At 69.8% G+C, this 15,832-nt stretch carries 15 protein-coding genes and 1 riboswitch; of the genes, 10 read left to right on the top strand and 5 right to left on the bottom strand.

The annotated features are described in order from the left end of the window. On the bottom strand, positions 1–153 hold a 153-nt coding region (locus tag ACIOJE_RS16135), incomplete at its 3' end, for a tetrahydrofolate dehydrogenase/cyclohydrolase catalytic domain-containing protein (protein ID WP_400776763.1). A 48-nt stretch (positions 154–201) separates the two neighbouring features. Next, positions 202–287, bottom strand: a riboswitch (ZMP/ZTP riboswitch). A gap of 51 nt (positions 288–338) precedes the next feature. Beyond that, positions 339–1,697 carry a hypothetical protein gene (locus ACIOJE_RS16130; RefSeq protein ID WP_400776732.1) on the bottom strand — a complete coding sequence of 453 codons (1,359 nt, stop codon included), beginning with the start codon at positions 1,695–1,697 and terminating at the stop codon, positions 339–341. On the opposite strand from ACIOJE_RS16130, the gene ACIOJE_RS16125 reads away from it, so the two are divergent. Genes ACIOJE_RS16125 through ACIOJE_RS16110 form a run of 4 tightly spaced genes read left to right on the top strand, consistent with a single transcriptional unit; the run spans position 1,681 to position 4,677 of the window. Beyond that, entirely contained in the window at positions 1,681–2,472 is a 792-nt protein-coding gene (locus tag ACIOJE_RS16125) for a hypothetical protein (protein ID WP_400776729.1), read from the top strand. The two genes, ACIOJE_RS16130 and ACIOJE_RS16125, sit on opposite strands and share 17 nt — an antisense overlap. Further along, positions 2,463–3,215 carry a hypothetical protein gene (locus tag ACIOJE_RS16120; protein ID WP_400776727.1) on the top strand — a complete coding sequence of 251 codons (753 nt, stop codon included), beginning with the start codon at positions 2,463–2,465 and terminating at the stop codon, positions 3,213–3,215. The genes ACIOJE_RS16125 and ACIOJE_RS16120 overlap by 10 nt, the downstream gene beginning before the upstream one ends. Positions 3,216–3,235: 20 nt before the next feature. Further along, positions 3,236–3,508, top strand: coding sequence for a DNA-binding protein (locus ACIOJE_RS16115; protein WP_280682770.1), 273 nt, complete (start codon positions 3,236–3,238; stop codon positions 3,506–3,508). Next, positions 3,505–4,677 carry a hypothetical protein gene (locus tag ACIOJE_RS16110; RefSeq protein ID WP_400776724.1) on the top strand — a complete coding sequence of 391 codons (1,173 nt, stop codon included), beginning with the start codon at positions 3,505–3,507 and terminating at the stop codon, positions 4,675–4,677. Before ACIOJE_RS16115 ends, ACIOJE_RS16110 begins: the two co-directional genes overlap by 4 nt. A gap of 56 nt (positions 4,678–4,733) precedes the next feature. Here ACIOJE_RS16110 and ACIOJE_RS16105 read toward each other — a convergent pair whose 3' ends face one another. The 3 genes from ACIOJE_RS16105 to ACIOJE_RS16095 form a co-directional block, all read right to left on the bottom strand. Beyond that, a complete protein-coding gene (locus ACIOJE_RS16105; protein ID WP_400776722.1) occupies positions 4,734–5,720 on the bottom strand; it encodes an aldo/keto reductase in 987 nt (328 codons plus the stop codon). A gap of 88 nt (positions 5,721–5,808) precedes the next feature. Further along, positions 5,809–6,630, bottom strand: coding sequence for an ABC transporter permease (locus ACIOJE_RS16100; RefSeq protein ID WP_400776721.1), 822 nt, complete (start codon positions 6,628–6,630; stop codon positions 5,809–5,811). Then, positions 6,630–7,601: an ATP-binding cassette domain-containing protein gene (locus ACIOJE_RS16095; protein WP_400776718.1), complete on the bottom strand. Its 972-nt coding sequence runs from the start codon at positions 7,599–7,601 to the stop codon at positions 6,630–6,632. Before ACIOJE_RS16095 ends, ACIOJE_RS16100 begins: the two co-directional genes overlap by 1 nt. 103 nt (positions 7,602–7,704) lie before the next feature. Between ACIOJE_RS16095 and ACIOJE_RS16090 the strand changes: the two genes are divergently transcribed. From ACIOJE_RS16090 to ACIOJE_RS16065, 6 genes are all read left to right on the top strand, one after another. Next, positions 7,705–8,442, top strand: a complete 738-nt coding sequence (locus tag ACIOJE_RS16090) for a TetR/AcrR family transcriptional regulator (protein ID WP_400776715.1) — start codon at positions 7,705–7,707, stop codon at positions 8,440–8,442. A gap of 53 nt (positions 8,443–8,495) precedes the next feature. After that, positions 8,496–9,374 (top strand): hypothetical protein, encoded by an 879-nt coding sequence (locus ACIOJE_RS16085; RefSeq protein WP_400776761.1) that lies wholly within the window; start codon positions 8,496–8,498, stop codon positions 9,372–9,374. 33 nt (positions 9,375–9,407) lie between these two features. Then, positions 9,408–11,075 carry an ISL3 family transposase gene (locus ACIOJE_RS16080; RefSeq protein ID WP_400776713.1) on the top strand — a complete coding sequence of 556 codons (1,668 nt, stop codon included), beginning with the start codon at positions 9,408–9,410 and terminating at the stop codon, positions 11,073–11,075. A 95-nt stretch (positions 11,076–11,170) separates the two neighbouring features. Beyond that, entirely contained in the window at positions 11,171–11,386 is a 216-nt protein-coding gene (locus tag ACIOJE_RS16075) for a hypothetical protein (protein WP_400776711.1), read from the top strand. Beyond that, positions 11,386–12,048: an adenylate kinase family protein gene (locus ACIOJE_RS16070; protein ID WP_400776709.1), complete on the top strand. Its 663-nt coding sequence runs from the start codon at positions 11,386–11,388 to the stop codon at positions 12,046–12,048. The genes ACIOJE_RS16075 and ACIOJE_RS16070 overlap by 1 nt, the downstream gene beginning before the upstream one ends. Positions 12,049–12,140: 92 nt before the next feature. Then, positions 12,141–15,791 carry an RHS repeat-associated core domain-containing protein gene (locus ACIOJE_RS16065; RefSeq protein ID WP_400776706.1) on the top strand — a complete coding sequence of 1,217 codons (3,651 nt, stop codon included), beginning with the start codon at positions 12,141–12,143 and terminating at the stop codon, positions 15,789–15,791. Positions 15,792–15,832: the final 41 nt, after the last annotated feature.

Genomic DNA, 15,832 nt, shown 5'->3' with positions numbered 1-15,832 from the left:
GGCCTGCTTCATCCGGACATACGTGACCGAGGCCGGGTCCTCTCCCACGAGCACGGTCGCCAGACAGGGGGACACCCCCGCGCGCCGACGGATGTCGTCGGCGGCTGCCGCGCTGGTCTCGGTGATTCGGCGGGCGAGATCCGTACCGTCCATCAGCCGCGCCTGCTGCGTCTCCACCACGTACCACTCCTGAGCTCCACAGTGAGGTGCCCAGGCGCACGGCATCGACGATGCGTCAGGCCGCTCCCCGGTGGTACCCCACCTCAGCGCCAGTCACGGCCCACGCTCACAATACCGGCAACTACCAGCCGGTTGGTCCCGTCCACAGATCTTGACAATTACTCCGCCCGCACGGGGAAGGACTTCTCCGTCTTTGCCCGCTTGAGGTCGTACTCGCTGGCGGTGCGCTGCCACTGTGCGTCGGCGGCGGTGAACCGCTCACCGGGTTCGACGGCCTGGGCGGCGGTGAGGATCTCGCGCAGTCGCATCCACCGGTTGGTGACGTGGTCAACCAGCAGGGGCAGCAGAGGCTGACGGACTCGGGTGCGTTCGGCCATCCGTGCGTTGATCTCGCGGCGGCGGACGTTGAACCAGCGCAGTTCGGCATCCCGGATGGGACAGGGCACCGACCACGCCGCCCAGCGCTCGGGTTCGGCGACCGCCCAGCTCTGCAAGTCCAGGTAGAAGGTGCGGACCTTGAGCAGCACGCCGTCCATGTCGAGCCGGGGCCGCCCGCCCGGCAGGACGGAGATGGTCTCCTTCCACTGCTGGTAGGTCTCCTCGCTCAGCCGCAGGTCGGTTTGGTCGGGGTTGACCTTCTCGACATTGCTCCAGAACGTGCCGGGCAGTACCCGGGCCAGCGGCCGCAGCGAGGAGTGGTCCAGGTCGGCGGCGCGGCAGCGAAGGTAGTCCACCAGCAGGTTGCGCACGTTGATGTTGCACAGCTGCTGCCGGTCGACGAGTTCCTCGACGCTCTTCTGCCCGCCAACGAGGGCGGCCCGCAAGACGTTCGGAGCCGACGGCGGGAAGTGTCCCGACTCGTAGAGGATGTGCCAGGCCGCGATCGCCGCGTAGTTGTCCTCCTGGCCGCGCTTGGTGGCCCCGCGGGTGAGCTGCTTGCGCCGCGACTCCAGCGAGTAGTGCAGCAGCACTTCGGGCGTCAGGTCTGCCAGGGAGATCCCGAACACCGTCAGGGCGCAGGAGACGTCGAACAGCGCGGTGCGCCGGGCCGCCGGGGTCGCGTCGGAGGCTTCGACCGCGGCGTGGAACTTGTCCAGCTGCGGGTCCTTGGCCACCAGGCGGAAGTCGAGGGCGTAGTTCGGGTAGGTGTGCCCGCGGAAGGAGTCCAGGCTCGGACGGATCACCCGCAGGCAGAACAACTGGCGGGTGCCCGAGATGAACAGCTTGCGCAGCTTCTTGTCCTCGCCGCCCAGGTCGCCGGGATTCGTGCCGTACTCGTCCAGTCCGGCCGCCACCCATCGCTGCTGCCAGGTAGTGCCGGGGAAACGCTGGAGGTGTTCAAGAATCGTCACCGTGCTGAGGCAGCGCAGTCGGCGCCGCTCAAGGCCCTCGTCGTCCCAGGCCGCCACGGCCGCGTCAGCCACCTTGGCCAGCGAAGCCCGGGGGAGGTCACCGGCCGGACGGGGCGGGTTCTCCGGCTCGGGCGGCGGCGCGGGCTGGATGACCTTGGTGTTCACCCGGTCCGCCGGCGCCTCCAGCCAGCCCCTGCCGCCGCTCTCGGGCCTGCTCTGTGTGGATCTGAAAGGCTTCACCGAGTTGCCCGGCGCGGTCCACGCGTCGGTCAGCGCCTACCTTGAGCCCGTCATCGACGCCGCCCTCACCGCAGCCGGCCTCGACGGCATCCGGACCGCGAAGCGCTTCCTCGCCAACTCCGGCGACGGGGTCGCGTTCGGCTTCGATCCCGCCCTGCTGGGCTTCGTCGTCCACCCTTTCCTCGACCGCCTCGACGAGGAACTCGGCAAGCACAACGCCGATTCGGGTCACATTCGGCTCCGGATGCGGGCCGGCATCCACTCCGGCCACGTCACCCCTGAAGGCGCCCCCGGCGAGGGCAACGGACCGGCGAGGAACGAGTTGCACCGGTTGCTCGACTCCCGGGAGATCAAGGCCGTGCTGGCCAGGGCCAGTTCCGAGACGACGCACCTGGTGGCGATCATCTCCGACCGGGTGTACGAGGACGTGGTCGCCTCGCAGCACACCGGCCTGCACCCGGACCGGTTCCAGAGCGTCCTGGCGACCGTCCCCGGAAAGGCGTTCGCCCGGAGGGCCTGGCTCTACGTCCCGACCCCCTCCGGAAACCTCCTCGCCACACCCGGCTGTGTCCCGTCCCGCCGTCCCAGCGCGCTCAGGGGGCTCTTCACCGCGTTCGGCCGCCTGAGCTCGAAGATCAATCCCCTTCTCGACCGCATCGACCCGCACCGTTCGACTGGAGGAACCGACTCATGGCTCTGATCCCGTACAACAGCGTGCTCGACGTCATCCACGCGCGGGTGACCAGCGCCGCCCACCTGCGACCGGGTGCCCTCCCGGTCGAGGTGGGCGGCGAGACCGTCCACCTCGACCTGCCTCAAGCCCGGGCGGCGCTGTACGAGCAGCCGGTGGACGAGGCGCTGCGCAACGAGGTCTGGCGCGGGGCCGTCGCGCTGGCCCAGCACGACGCGCTGGCGGCGGCCATCGGCTCGACCGAGGTCACCGGGTGGGTCGAGGCCGTCGTCTGGCTCGCCCTGCCGCACCTCGGCCGGATCGCCCGTCAGGCATCGGCCCGCCTGGGCGCGGACCGGCGGGACGTCGAGTCCGAGGTCACGCTCGCGATCGTCGAGCGGCTGGCCGAGGTGTCGGCGGACGACCCCGACGTCGGAATGGATCTACTCCGGACGGCCGGCCGCCGGGGGTGGGAGTTCGCCCGCCGGTCGGCCTCCGGAGGACAGCCGGTGGAAGACATCGTCGCCGTGGCCGACGCCCGCACCGCCGAGTCGGCCGAGGACTTCTGGGAGCTCACGATCACCCCGCCGGACCGCGCGGATGGCCTGGCCGCGCCGTTGCGCCTCACCTCCCGCTCGACCGTGGAGGGCGCCCGACTCAGTGAACTCGCTGACCACCTCGGCCTGCGCGAGGTGGTCCACCGCGCCCACCGGCCGCACCGCGGCCCGCGGCTCGGGTCGCTCTCCCTCCGCTCGGCGGGGGTCGGCCGGTGACCGCCCGTGCCGGTGGCCCGATGACCTTTCCCGAGTTGTTCGACCTCCCGCTGGTCGTCGACCTGCGCACCGCAGCCCGGGCGTTCGGCATCTGCCAGGCCACCGCTTACCGACTCATCCACCGCGACGCGTTCCCCTGCCCGGTGGTCCGCACCGGATACCGCTACCGGGTGCCCACCGTCGGCCTGCTCAGCGCCCTGGGCATCGAGGACCTCCCCGTCTACGCATCCGACCTGGACCCCTGGGTCAGCGCCCCGCCCCTGCCCGGTCTCGAATGGAAGGACCTCGCATGATCGCCATGACCGCGACCGCCCAACCGGAGCCGCCTCGACCGGAGCCGCTCCAGCCGGAGGTGCCCGAGGAGTTGCTGACCTGCTTCGTGATCGGCCCGATCGGGGACCGCCACGCCGAGGTCGGCAGCCCGGCCCGGCAGGCGTACGAGACGTCCCTCGAGACCTTCGAGGAAGTCATCGGCCCGGCCTGTGCCGCCTTCCGCGTCCAGGCGGTGCGCGCGGACCAGATCCAGCAGGCCGGGGAGATCACCGAGCAGATCTGCCGCCACGTGCTGCAGTCCGACATCGTCATCGCCGATGTGACCGGCGGAAACGCCAACGTGATGTACGAACTCGGCCTCCGGCACACGACCGGCCGTCTCACCATCCACATCGGCGAGCACGGACGGCTGCCGTTCGACATCTCGCCCATCCGGACGATCCTGTTCAAGCGCTCCCGCAGTGGACTGGTGAACGCCCGCAACGAGTTGCAGGAGGCGCTGGAACGGGGGATCCGGGAGGGGTTCGCCCCGCTCACCCCAGCGAGGATCCTGCTCGGTCTCCGTTCTCCGGACGGGGTCGAAGTCTCTCCGGACGGGACCGAGGTCGAGGTGTCGGCGAAGCCGCGACCGGACGAGGCGGACGCGCCCGGTCTGATCGACCTCTTCGCCACGGTCGAGGCCGAGATGGACCTGATGACCGAGGGCATCGAAACCATGACCGGCCTGGTCAACACCATCGGCACCCTGGCCGAGGAGTTCGGACCGGACATGAAGCGCGCCTCGGCGAACGGTGCGCCACCGTCCGCCGCGCTCGCGACGGCCAGGCGCTTCGGCGCCGCCCTCAGCCGCCCCGCGGCCGAACTCAAGACGTGTGCGGCGGAGTTCACCACGCGCATGTCGAACATCGACGCGACCGTACACGCCTCGCTGGACATGTTCCAGCACCTGCCGCAGACCGGGGACGGCCAGGAGACCCACGGTTTCCTGCACCAGCTCATCGACATGTCCCAGGCCTCGCGCGAGGGTCTGGAGACGCTTCGGCTCTTCCGGATGATGATGGAGTGGCTCACCAACGTGAGTCGTGACCTGTGGGCCCCGGCCAGGGACATCATGGCCGCGCTCGACCTGGTCACCGACGCGATGGTGCGGGTCGAGAGTTGGGATCAGCGGGCCCGGGCGCTGGTCTGAGCGGGTGGGCCGGGCGTCGGGGGCGGTGGCCTCCCGGCGCCCGGCCGGGGGTGCGGTTACCAGGCGTAGTCCTCCGGGGCCGGTTGGTGGCCGGGGAAGAGTTCGTCGAGGCGGTCGAGGGTCTTCTGGTCGAGCTTCAGGTCGAGGGCGGCGACGGCGGCGTCGAGGTGGGCGGGGGTGCGGGGGCCGATGATGGGGGCGGTGACGGCGGGGCGGGTGAGGAGCCAGGCGAGGCCGAGGTCGGCGGGGTCGGTGCCGAGGTCGGCGGCGAGGTCCTCGTAGGCCTGGATGCGGTCGCGGTGGACGGAGAGAAGGCCGTCGACCAGGGGCAGGGCGCCGCGGACGCGGGTGCCTTCGCGTTCCTTGCGGAGGATGCCGCCGAGGAGGCCGCTGCGCAGCGGGGACCAGGGCAGCAGGCCGAGGCCGTAGTGCTGGAGCGCGGGGATGACCTCGAGTTCGATGGTGCGGTCGAGGAGGTTGTAGAGGGACTGTTCGCTCACCAGGCCGAGGAAGTGGCGGGAGCGGGCGGCCTCCTGGGCCTGGGCGATGTGCCAGCCGGCGAAGTTGCTGGAGCCGACGTAGATGACCTTGCCCTGGGCGACCAGGACCTCCATCGCCTGCCAGATCTCCTCCCAGGGCGTGTCCCGGTCGATGTGGTGCATCTGGTAGAGGTCGATGTGGTCGGTGTTCAGGCGCCGCAGGCTGGCCTCGACGGCCCTGCGGATGGCGAGCGCGGAGAGCTTGCCCTCGTTGGGCCAGTCGCCCATCGCCCCGTAGACCTTGGTGGCGAGGACGGTGCGTTCGCGGCGGCCGCCGCCCTGGGCGAACCAGCGGCCGATGATCTCCTCGGTGCGGCCCTTGAGGTTGCCCTCGCTGTCGCGGCCGTAGGCGTTGGCGGTGTCGAAGAAGTTGATGCCCCGCTCGTGGGCGGTGTCCATGATGCGGTGGGCCTCGGACTCCTCGGTGTGGGGGCCGAAGTTCATGGTGCCCAGGCAGAGTCGGGAGACGGTCAGGCCGGTGCGGCCGAGGTGGGTGAACTCCATGGCGCCCACCTTCGGCCGCACCGGAGCCGATGTCCAGCACATTCCGTCAGCCGAACCGCGTCGGACGGGATCGCCGATTCCGGCCCGCTCAGCGCCCGTGCGTGGCGAACTTCCGTACGGCGAGCGGCACACAGAGCGCGAGCAGCAGGGCGCTCCAGAACAGACCGGCCAGGACGGCGTGCTGCATGGGCCAGGCGTCGCCCGCCGCGGAGGGGTTGCCGAAGAGTTCGCGGCAGGCCTGGACGACGGAGCTGATCGGGTTCCAGTCGGCGACGACCCGCAGCCAGCCGGGCATGCCGCCGGTGGGCACGTAGGCGTTGGTGACCATCGCCACCGGGAAGACGGCGACGGAGAGTTGGCCGGCGGCCTCCTCCTTGCCGACCGCCAGGCCGAGGCAGGTGCCGACCCAGGTCATCACGAAGCGGAAGAGCAGCAGCAGTGCGAACGCGCCCGCCGCGTCGGCGGCGCCGCCCCGGGCTCGCCAGCCGGCGGCGAGCCCGACGAGGGCCAGCAGGGCCAGCACGAGGACGCTGACCAGCAGGTCGGCGAGGGTCTGCCCGAGCAGCAGACCGGTGCGGGAGACGGGCATGGAACGCAGCCGGTCGGTGACACCGCGTCCGACGTCGCGGGCGGCGCCGACCATGGTGGGCATGATGCCGTTGGTGGCGACCATGGCGAACAGGCCGGGCATCAGGAACTCGCGGTAGTCGCCGCCGCCCGGGATCCGCATCGCGCTGCCGAAGACGTACCCGAAGACCACCACCATGATCACCGGAACGCCCAGCGAGGCGGCCAACAGGCCCGGCGAATGGCGGTAGTTGAGGAGGATGCGGAGCATCGACGTCCAGGTGTCGACGACCAGCCGGGCGGGGCGGGACGGCATCGGCGCGGGTGCGTACACGGCGGCCATCAGGCGGCGCTCCTCAGGGTGTCGGCGGATTCGCGGGTGAGTGCGAGGAACACGTCGTCCAGTGAGGGGGCCCGTACGGCGGCGTCCTCGGCGGTGATCCCGACGGTTTCCAACTCCCTTACCAGCGAGGGCAGCAGGACTGCCACGCCGGGCCGGGTCAGCACCGTCACGGTCCGTTCGGCCACGTCCACCTCCGCATCCCCGCCGGAGAGCGCGGACAGCACCACGGCGGCGGAGGCGAGCTGCTCCGGATCGGCGAGGGTGACGGACAGCTGGCTGCCGATCGCGGCCTTGAGGCGGGCCGGTGGGCCGGTGGCGATGGCGGCGCCGTGGTCGACGACCACGATGTCGTCGGCGAGCCGGTCGGCCTCCTCCAGGTACTGGGTGGTGAGCAGCACGGTGGTGCCACCGTCGGCCAACTCCTTGACGGTGTCCCAGATCTCCTGACGGCTGCGCGGGTCGAGCCCGGTGGTGGGCTCGTCCAGGAAGAGCACCGGCGGGCTGGTGACCAGGCTGGCGATGAGGTCGAGGCGCCGGCGCATGCCGCCGGAGTAGGTGCGGACGAGCCGGTCGCCGGCCCCGGTCAGGTCGAAGCGTTCGAGCAGTTCGTCGGCGCGGGCCCGGGCGCGGCGGGCGCCGAGGTGGTGCAGCCGCCCGAGCAGGTGGAGGTTGTCGCGCCCGGTGATGCCCTCGTCGACGGCGGCGTGCTGCCCGGCGAGGCCGATGGCCCGGCGGACGTCCTCGGCGGCGCGGACGACGTCGTGGCCGGCGACCCGGGCGGTGCCCCGGTCGGGGGCGACCAGGGTGGCGAGGACACGGACAGCGGTGGTCTTGCCGGCGCCGTTGGGGCCGAGCAGCCCGCACACGGTGCCGGCGGGGACTGCGAGGTCGAGGCCGCGGAGCGCCTCGGTGGACCCGAATCGTTTCTCCACGCCCGTCATCTCGATGGCGGGTCGGGCGGTGTCGGACATGGCTCTGCCCCTTCTCTAGGTACAGCGTACGTAGAAGCGCGCGCAAGCGCATCGTACTACGTACGCCGTACGTATCTAAGATGGGAGGCCGAGGTGATCTTCAGTGCCGTCCAGCAAGCCCCCCAGCAGCAGCCAGCGCCCGGCCGCCCCCGAGGCGCCCGAACTGATCTGGCTGCGCCCCGAGCGCACCGGCCGCGGGCCGAAGCCGGCCCACAGCCGGACGTCCATCGCGGCCGCGGCCGTCGAGATCGCCGACGCGGAGGGCCTGGACGCCGCCTCCATGCGCCGGGTCGCGGCCGCCCTCGGGGCGGGCACCATGTCGCTCTACAACTACGTGCCGAAGAAGGAGCACCTGCTCGACCTCATGCTCGACGCGGCCGTCGCCGAGTACGACTACGCCGCCCTCGCCCCCACCGGCGACTGCCGTGCCGACCTCGCCCGCCTCGGCCACCAGCAGCTCGGCCTCTGCCGCCGCCACCCCTGGCTGCCCGCCCTGGTCATCTCCCGCCCGGGCATCGGACCCAACGCGTTGCGCTACACCGACCACTTCCTCGCCGTCACCGCACCCACTGGCCTGGACGGCGGAGCCCGGATGGAGGCCATGGCCCTGTTCAACGGCTTCATCTGCCAGTACGCCCAGTACGAGCAGTCGGCGGCCGCGGGCGCCAAGTGGCAGGCGGAGCTGGTCGGTTACCTCACCCGGGCCGCCATGAGCGGCGAATACCCGAACCTGGCACAGGCGTTCGCGACGTCCGGACCGCCCGGCGATCCGGACACCGCCTTCGACCGTGCACTGGACCGGGTGATCACCGCCATCCTGGCCCCGCCGACGGGCGGCTAGCGCTGCTCCGCGGAAGCTCGTCGAAGGGTGTTGATCAGGCGGCCTTGAGCGGGGTGCAGTTGTCGGGCAGGTCCGAGCAGGCCCGACGCGGCTTCAACGGGTTGGTCTCACTGCTCGGTGGCGATGTTCCGCAACCGGACCCGCTTGGCCGTCAGGCCGTGATGACCGGCCAGATCAGGCCCCACCGCGTCATCCGACAGGTCGCCGGGATACCGCACACGCTCGCCCCTACCCACCAGCGCCCCGCATCACCGGCCCAGCGTGAAGTCCAGAAACCGGACAACCCACCGCAGCGGTGTGGGAGGAATCCGGCCGCACCTACGGGGCCCGCCGGGGTCCAGGACGACGGCTCGTTCAAGGCCACCCGTCCCTACATTCACTCCAGCCTGCAAAGGCTCGGCGCGGGTTACATGCTGACCACGCCGGACCAGCACCAGCTGATGTTCGACTCGGCCGGCCAGCTGACCTCGACGGTCGATCCGGCCGGCGTCGGCCTCACGATGACATATACGGGCGGCCAGCTCACCGCCATCACCGACGGCGTTGGCCGCTCCGTCAGCCTGGGCTACACCGGTACGTTGCTGACCAGCATGACGCTGCCCGGTCAGCGAACGGTCACCTACCAGTACACGGGCAACCTGCCCACCGCCGTTCGTGACCAGCGCGGCCAGACCACCGTCTACGGCTACGACGCGAACGGGCTGCTCGCGACGGTCACCGACCCGCTCGGCCACGTCGTGGCGGCCAACACCTATGACGGATCCGGCCGGGTGGTGAGCCAGATCGATGGACTCGGTGGGAAGACCACGTTCAGCTACGACACCGACAACTCCACTACGTACGGGTTCAGGCACGGATTCCGTGAAGTCGATCGTGCTTCCGTGCGCTGGGTGACGCTCCGTCATAGCCGGGTGGATGCTGACCGCGTGTGAGGAAACTTCCTTCTGCTTCCGCATCTCGCAGGGGTGCGGGTCGAGTGCATGGATGTGCGGGACGGACGCGTGGTGATCGAGGCGTCGACGCTGGAGGACGTGCCGGTGTCGTGTCCAGGCTGCCAGACCGTGTCAGGTCGGGTGCACAGCAGGTATGGACGGCGCCTGGCCGACGCGCCGTGCGGCGGGCGGGGCGTGGTGATCGAACTGTCGGTGCGCCGGCTGTTCTGCGACAACGGGGACTGCCCGCGGGTCACCTTCGCCGAGCAGATCGAGGGGCTGACCTGCCGCTACGGCCGACGGACGCCGGTCCTTCAGCGGATGCTCGGCGCCCTCGGCGTCGTCCTGGCCGCTCGCGCCGTGGCCCGCCTCGCTCTGCTGCTCGGCATCGTGATCAGCCGGATGACCGTCCTACGGCTGGTCATAGCGCTGCCGGACCCGGTCTGGGCGAGCCCGCGCGTGCTCGGCATCGACGAGTTCGCCACCAGGAAGGGCCGCCGCTACGGCACCGTCCTGGTCGACTGCGAGACCCACCAGCCCCTTGACCTGCTCCCGGACCGCGACGCGGAAAGCGTCGCCGCCTGGCTGCGCGAGCACCCCGGTGTCGAGATCGTCTGCCGCGACCGCGCACAGGTCTTCGCGGACGGCGCTCGCACCGGAGCGCCCAACGCCCAGCACTGTGCGGACAAATGGCACGTCTGGCGCAACCTCGGCGAAGCCGTCGAACGCCTCGTCTCCCGCCACCGTGCCCTGCTGCGCGACCTCGCCGAACCCGCACCTGCACCTGCACCTGCCTCCGAGCCGCCCGAGCCAGTGGCTCGCGAACTCGCGCCGACCGAGATCGTCGAGGCTGGCGAGGACACGCCCGAGCCCTACCCGCAGGGGAAGTTCCTCGACCGGCTCCGCGACACCCACGCGGCCGTCCGTGCCCAGGTCGAGCAGGGCGTCAGCCTGCGCGAGATCGCCCGACGTCTCGGTCTCGGACGCAACACGGTCCGCAAGTACGCGCGTGCCGCCAGCCCCGAGGCGATGCTGCACGGCCAGTGGCAGAACCGGACCAGCAAGCTCGACCGCTTCAAGCCGTACCTCGAACAGCGCATGGCCGAGGGCTGCACGAACCTGGCCCGGCTCCACCGTGAACTGCAGGAACGCGGGGCACGCTGCAGTTACAGCACCCTGCGCGACTACGTCCGGCCGCTACGGTCCGAGCGTTCGGCCGTGGGGGACTCGCCACCGATCGCCCGGCCGCCTTCGCCCCGCGAGGCCACCGGCTGGATCATGCGCCACCCCGACCACCTGCGCGAGGACGATCAGCAGCAGCTCAAGATCCTGCTGGCCCGATCACCCGAGCTCATGGCCGCGGCCAGCCACGTCCGCACCTTCGCGACCATCATGACCATCATGACCATCATGACCAACATGACCAACCGTGAAGGAGACCAGCTGACCCGCTGGATCGCCGACGTCTGCGCGGACGAGCAGTGCGGCCTGGCCGGCTTCGCCGCCGGACTGCTCACCGACCTCGACGCCGTCGTCTACGGCATGAGCACCGACTGGTCGTCCGGGCCGGTCGAGGGCCGCGTCAACGACCTCAAGGCGCTCAAGCGCAGCATGTTCGGCCGAGCAAAGCCACCGCTGCTGCGCAAGCGGCTCCTCCTGACCGCGGCCAGCCGCCGACCACAGACCGTCACGGCCCGCTGACCGACTTCACCGAATCCATGCCAACCCCGGTTCAGCCACGGCCGACAGATCGAAACCAGTCGCGACGGCACCGGCCCCTGCGGGATGCTTGGGTCGTGCGCCTGAATATCGATGGGGTTACCCCGGTGCCGCGGATGCTTTTGCTCAGCGAGTTCCTGCTCCACGCCGACTTTCAGGTCGAGTTGGACGCACCGGTGTTCGTCGCGGCGGGCGACCGGGTCTCCTACCAGGACGGCGGTGTCGTGGTGACGCGCTCGACCGGTGAGCAATACAAGCACCCGATCCGCGACAGCTACTGGATCTGCGGCTGATGGCGACGGGCTCGACGCGCATCGCCATCTTGCAACCACCGGCGTGGTTGTGGGAGACACCGAGCGATTCGCTGGCTCGGGCCCTGGCAGTGCCGCGCATCAACTTCAGCGATCTCATACGCGCTCACCTCCGCCAGGGCACCGACCTGGGGATCCGATCCGCCGAGATCATGAACTCCGGCGGGCCGCTCCCGGACGAGATCATCAACGCGATCGTCCGGGACCACCTGTGCCAGGCGGCCCCCGCAGCTTTCCTCCTCGACCGGCACCCTCTCAACGCCGCCCAGGCGCTTGCTCTGGACGAGCTGCTCCACGAACTCGGCACGCCCCTGGACAGCGTGTTGCGCCTGTACCTTACCGAGCAGGAGGTGGAGGGCCGCGTCCGCCACCAGTCCGCCCGTCGCCTCTGCCGTAACGACTCGGCCCATGTCTACGAGCCGGCGGTGGACACCCGCGACGTCGATGGCGCCTGCAACGTCTGCGGCGGTGAGCTCTATCAGCGTGAGGACGACAAAGAGAAGAGCATCCGCGGTCGGTTCAGCAGTTACGAAGCGATGGTGGAGCCCATCATCCAGCACTACGCAAGGCAAGGGCTCCTCGTCACGGTCGACGCTGTCGGCACACCCGACGAGATAGCCAGTCGCGCGCTCACCGCGCTCTGACAGCATCAGGTCTCCACCCGGATGTGACGGAGCGTCACCCAGCGCACGGATGCCCGATCGACTTCACGGAATCCGTGCCTGAACCTACGTACGTGACCCACCCGGACGGCCGGATCTGGACCCACGTGTACACCGGGGGTGTCATCAGCTGGCAGTCCGACCCCTACGGCAAGACCACACGCTACACCTACGACAGCTCGTTCAACCGAACGGCTGTCACCGATCCCAACGGCAACACCTCCACCTTGACGTTCGACACCAACGGCAACGTGCTGACCAGCGTCGCCCCCGCTTCGGTGTCGGCGACCCAGACCTGGACGTACGACGGCAACAACAACGTAGCCTCGCTCAAGGACGGCTTAGGCCGGACCACGAGCTACACCTACAACTCGGCGAACCAGCTGACCGCCACCACCGACCCGGCAGGCGGGAAGACCAGCTACACCTACACGCCGCTCGGTGCCATGGCCACCGTGACCACACCGCGCGGAGCCACCACCACCTACGGGTATGACAACGCGGGCAACCGCACCTCGGTCACCACACCGCTCGGTGAGAAGACCACGTTCACCTACGACGCGGCCGCCCGGGTCACCAGCAAGACCGACCCACGGGGCAACGCACCCGGTGCCAACGCCGCCGCGTACACGACCACGTACACCTACGACGCCGGCGACCTGCTCACCTCGGCCGCCGACCCCCTGGGCGGCGTCACCGCCTACGGCTACGACAACGCCGGAAACCTCACCAGCACCAAGAACCCGCTCGGCAGCACCACGACCTACGGCTACGACGCCGCCGGCCACCGCACCACGACCAAAGACCCGGCAGGCAACACCACAACCAGCGTCTACGACCCGGCCGGGAACCTGGCCGCCGTCACCGACGCGGCCGGGAACAAGACCACTTACGGCTACGACGGGAACAACCGGCTCCTCACCACCATCAGCGCACGCGGAAACGCCCCCGGAGCCACCGCGGCCAGCTACACGTGGACCTACGGCTACGACGCCAACGGCAACCGGACCACCGCGACCGACCCGACCGGGGCCACCAGCGCCACGGCCCACGACGCCGTCAACCGGCCCGTCGCATTCACGGACCCGCTCGGCAACAGCACCTCCACCATGTACGACGCGGCCAGCCAGATCACAGCCACCACCGACCCGACGGGCGCGAAGAGCACCCTCGGCTACGACGCTACCGGCAGGCCGACGAGCCTGACCGACGCGCTGGGCAAGACCACCAGTAGCAACTACGACGCCGACGGTAACAGGATCAGCCGCACCAGCCCCGAAGGAAACAAGACCACCTGGACCTACGACAACGACCAGCGAACCAGTACCGTCACCGACCCGCGCGGCAACGCCTCCGGCACCACCGCCTCCACCTACACCACCACCTACGGCTATGACGCCGCGGGAAACCTCACCACCGTCAAGGACCCGCTCGGCAACACCGCCAGCACGTCCTACGACGCCCTCAACCGACCCACCCAGGTGACCGACCCACTCGGCCGGACCGCCGCCACCGCCTACGACGCCATCGGACGGGTCACCACGGTGACCGACCCGACGGGCGCGGTGACCACCAACGCGTGGAACACGGTCGGGGACCGGACCGGTCGGACCGACGCCAACGACCACGTCACCACCTACACGTACGACGCCGTCCACCGCCTCGTCGAGGCCACCGACCCGCTCAGCCACAAGGTCGGCTACAGCTACGACCCTGATGGCAACCCGGCGAAGACCACCAACAGCCGCGGGGCAACGGCCACGACAACCTATGACTCCCGGGGGCTGCCCACCGTCACCACCTATTCCGACGGCACCCCCACCGTCTCCCGGACCTACGACAAGGCCGGACGCCCGGTCTCCATCACCGACGCCAGCGGAAGCCGCGCCTTCGGGTACGACTCCGTAGGTCGGCTGACGTCCGCCTCCAAGCCGGACGGCACGGCAGGCTTCACCTACGGCTACGACGCCGTCGGAAACCTGACTAATCGTCAATACCCTGACGGCCGGTCGTTCGCCTACGCCTTCGACGGCGATCGTCGACAGACCCGCCAGAGCATTGGCGACCTGAGCACGACGTACTCCTACGACCCAGCCGGACATCTGACCAGCGCCACGCTGCCCGGCAGCAACGGCTACACCGAGGCCCGCACCTACGACCCCGCCGGACGACTCAGCAGCATCGGAAGCACCAAGGGAACCACCACCCTGGCATCCTGGAACCTCACCCGAGATGCCGCAGGCCAGCCGACCGCTGTCGACGTGAACCGACTCGGCACCCAGCCAACCCGACAGACCTACACCTACGACGCCAGCGGCCGACTCACCTCCGCAACCGCCGACAACTCAGCCACCTCCTACACGTATGACGCGGTCGGCAACCGCAAGAGCTCGACCCGAGACGGTCAGACCACCACCTACACCTACGACTCCGCGGACCAGCTCACGCTGACCAGCGCCGGCCTGATCCGCCAGAAGTACGCGTACGACGCGGACGGCAACTACACCGGCAACGGCTTCAGCACCAGCACCATCGGCTACGACTTCACCAACCACCCGATCAGCGCGGTCCAAGCCGGTATCACCTACAACTTCACCAACGACGCCCAGGGCAACCGCGTCACCACCAGCTCGGCCGGCGCCACGGTCCGAACTGCGCTCTGGGACATCAACAACAGCCTCCCGCAGCTCGCCACGGAGACCGACGGCACAGGTGCCACGGTAGGCGACTACGGCTACGACCCGCTCGGACTGCCACAGTCCCAGCACACCGCCAGCGCCACCTACTACAACCACCCCGACTGGCTCGGCTCCATAACGGACCTGACCGACGCGAACGGCACCCAGCAAACCCGCGCCACCTACGACGCCTTCGGCCAGCAAACCACCACGGCCGTCGCAGCCAACGCCCCGGCAAGCCCGTTCGGCTTCACCGGCCAGTACAACGACCCCGCCCTCACCGGCAAGCAGTACCTGCGCGCCCGCAACTACGACCCGGCGACCGGACGCTTCCTCGGACGCGACCCACTGGCAACCCCGGCCTCGTCCCCGTACACATCCGCATACACCTACGCGGCCGGCGCACCCACCGTCTACACCGACCCCACCGGCCTGTCGCCCGAGGACGACGACCCCGAGAAGATGGGCAACCTCGAGGCCATCCGGAGCGGCCTCGTCAAGGGCTTCAAAATGCCTTTCGAATTCGTCGGCGACGTCTTCGGCGCCGTCACCAGCCGCAACGGCGGCGCTGGCGCCTTCGCCGACAAGTACTTCCCCGTCCGCCCCGCCTACGCCATGTACGTCGCCGCAGCCAAACTCCGCGAATTCGGTTGCAACAACGTCGCCGACCAGGTCGAAAAGCATGCCGACGAACTCGCCCAACAAGTCGCCGTCGCAGGCATGGGTGGTATCCGCTCCTGGGCGACCAAGAGTCGGCTTTTCGCGCCGCGCGTCACCGCGCACGCCACGGACGAGCCCATCACCCCGACCGTCAATGGTGGAAGCTGGAACCCGCGGAATCGCCCTACCTATACCGTGGCGTCAGCCACGCGGACAAGTCGTCCCCGACTAACTGGCTCAGGGCATACCAGGACGCACTCAAGGGCCGCGCCGTGCCGAACGGGAAGAATATGGATGTGCAGCGCCATGTCGGCGGCAACACCGACGACAGCGGATACACTTCCTGGACTACCGAGCTCGAAGACGTCGCACGTGACTGCAGCATAGAGGGAAATGGTCCGGGGGCCGTCCTGAGGATCCCCAACGCC

Source organism: Kitasatospora sp. NPDC087861 (assembly GCF_044742585.1).
In the GTDB taxonomy this organism is placed as follows: domain Bacteria; phylum Actinomycetota; class Actinomycetes; order Streptomycetales; family Streptomycetaceae; genus Kitasatospora.
Note: the sequence above shows the minus strand (reverse complement) of the source record. Positions and strands in the feature narration are given on the sequence as shown.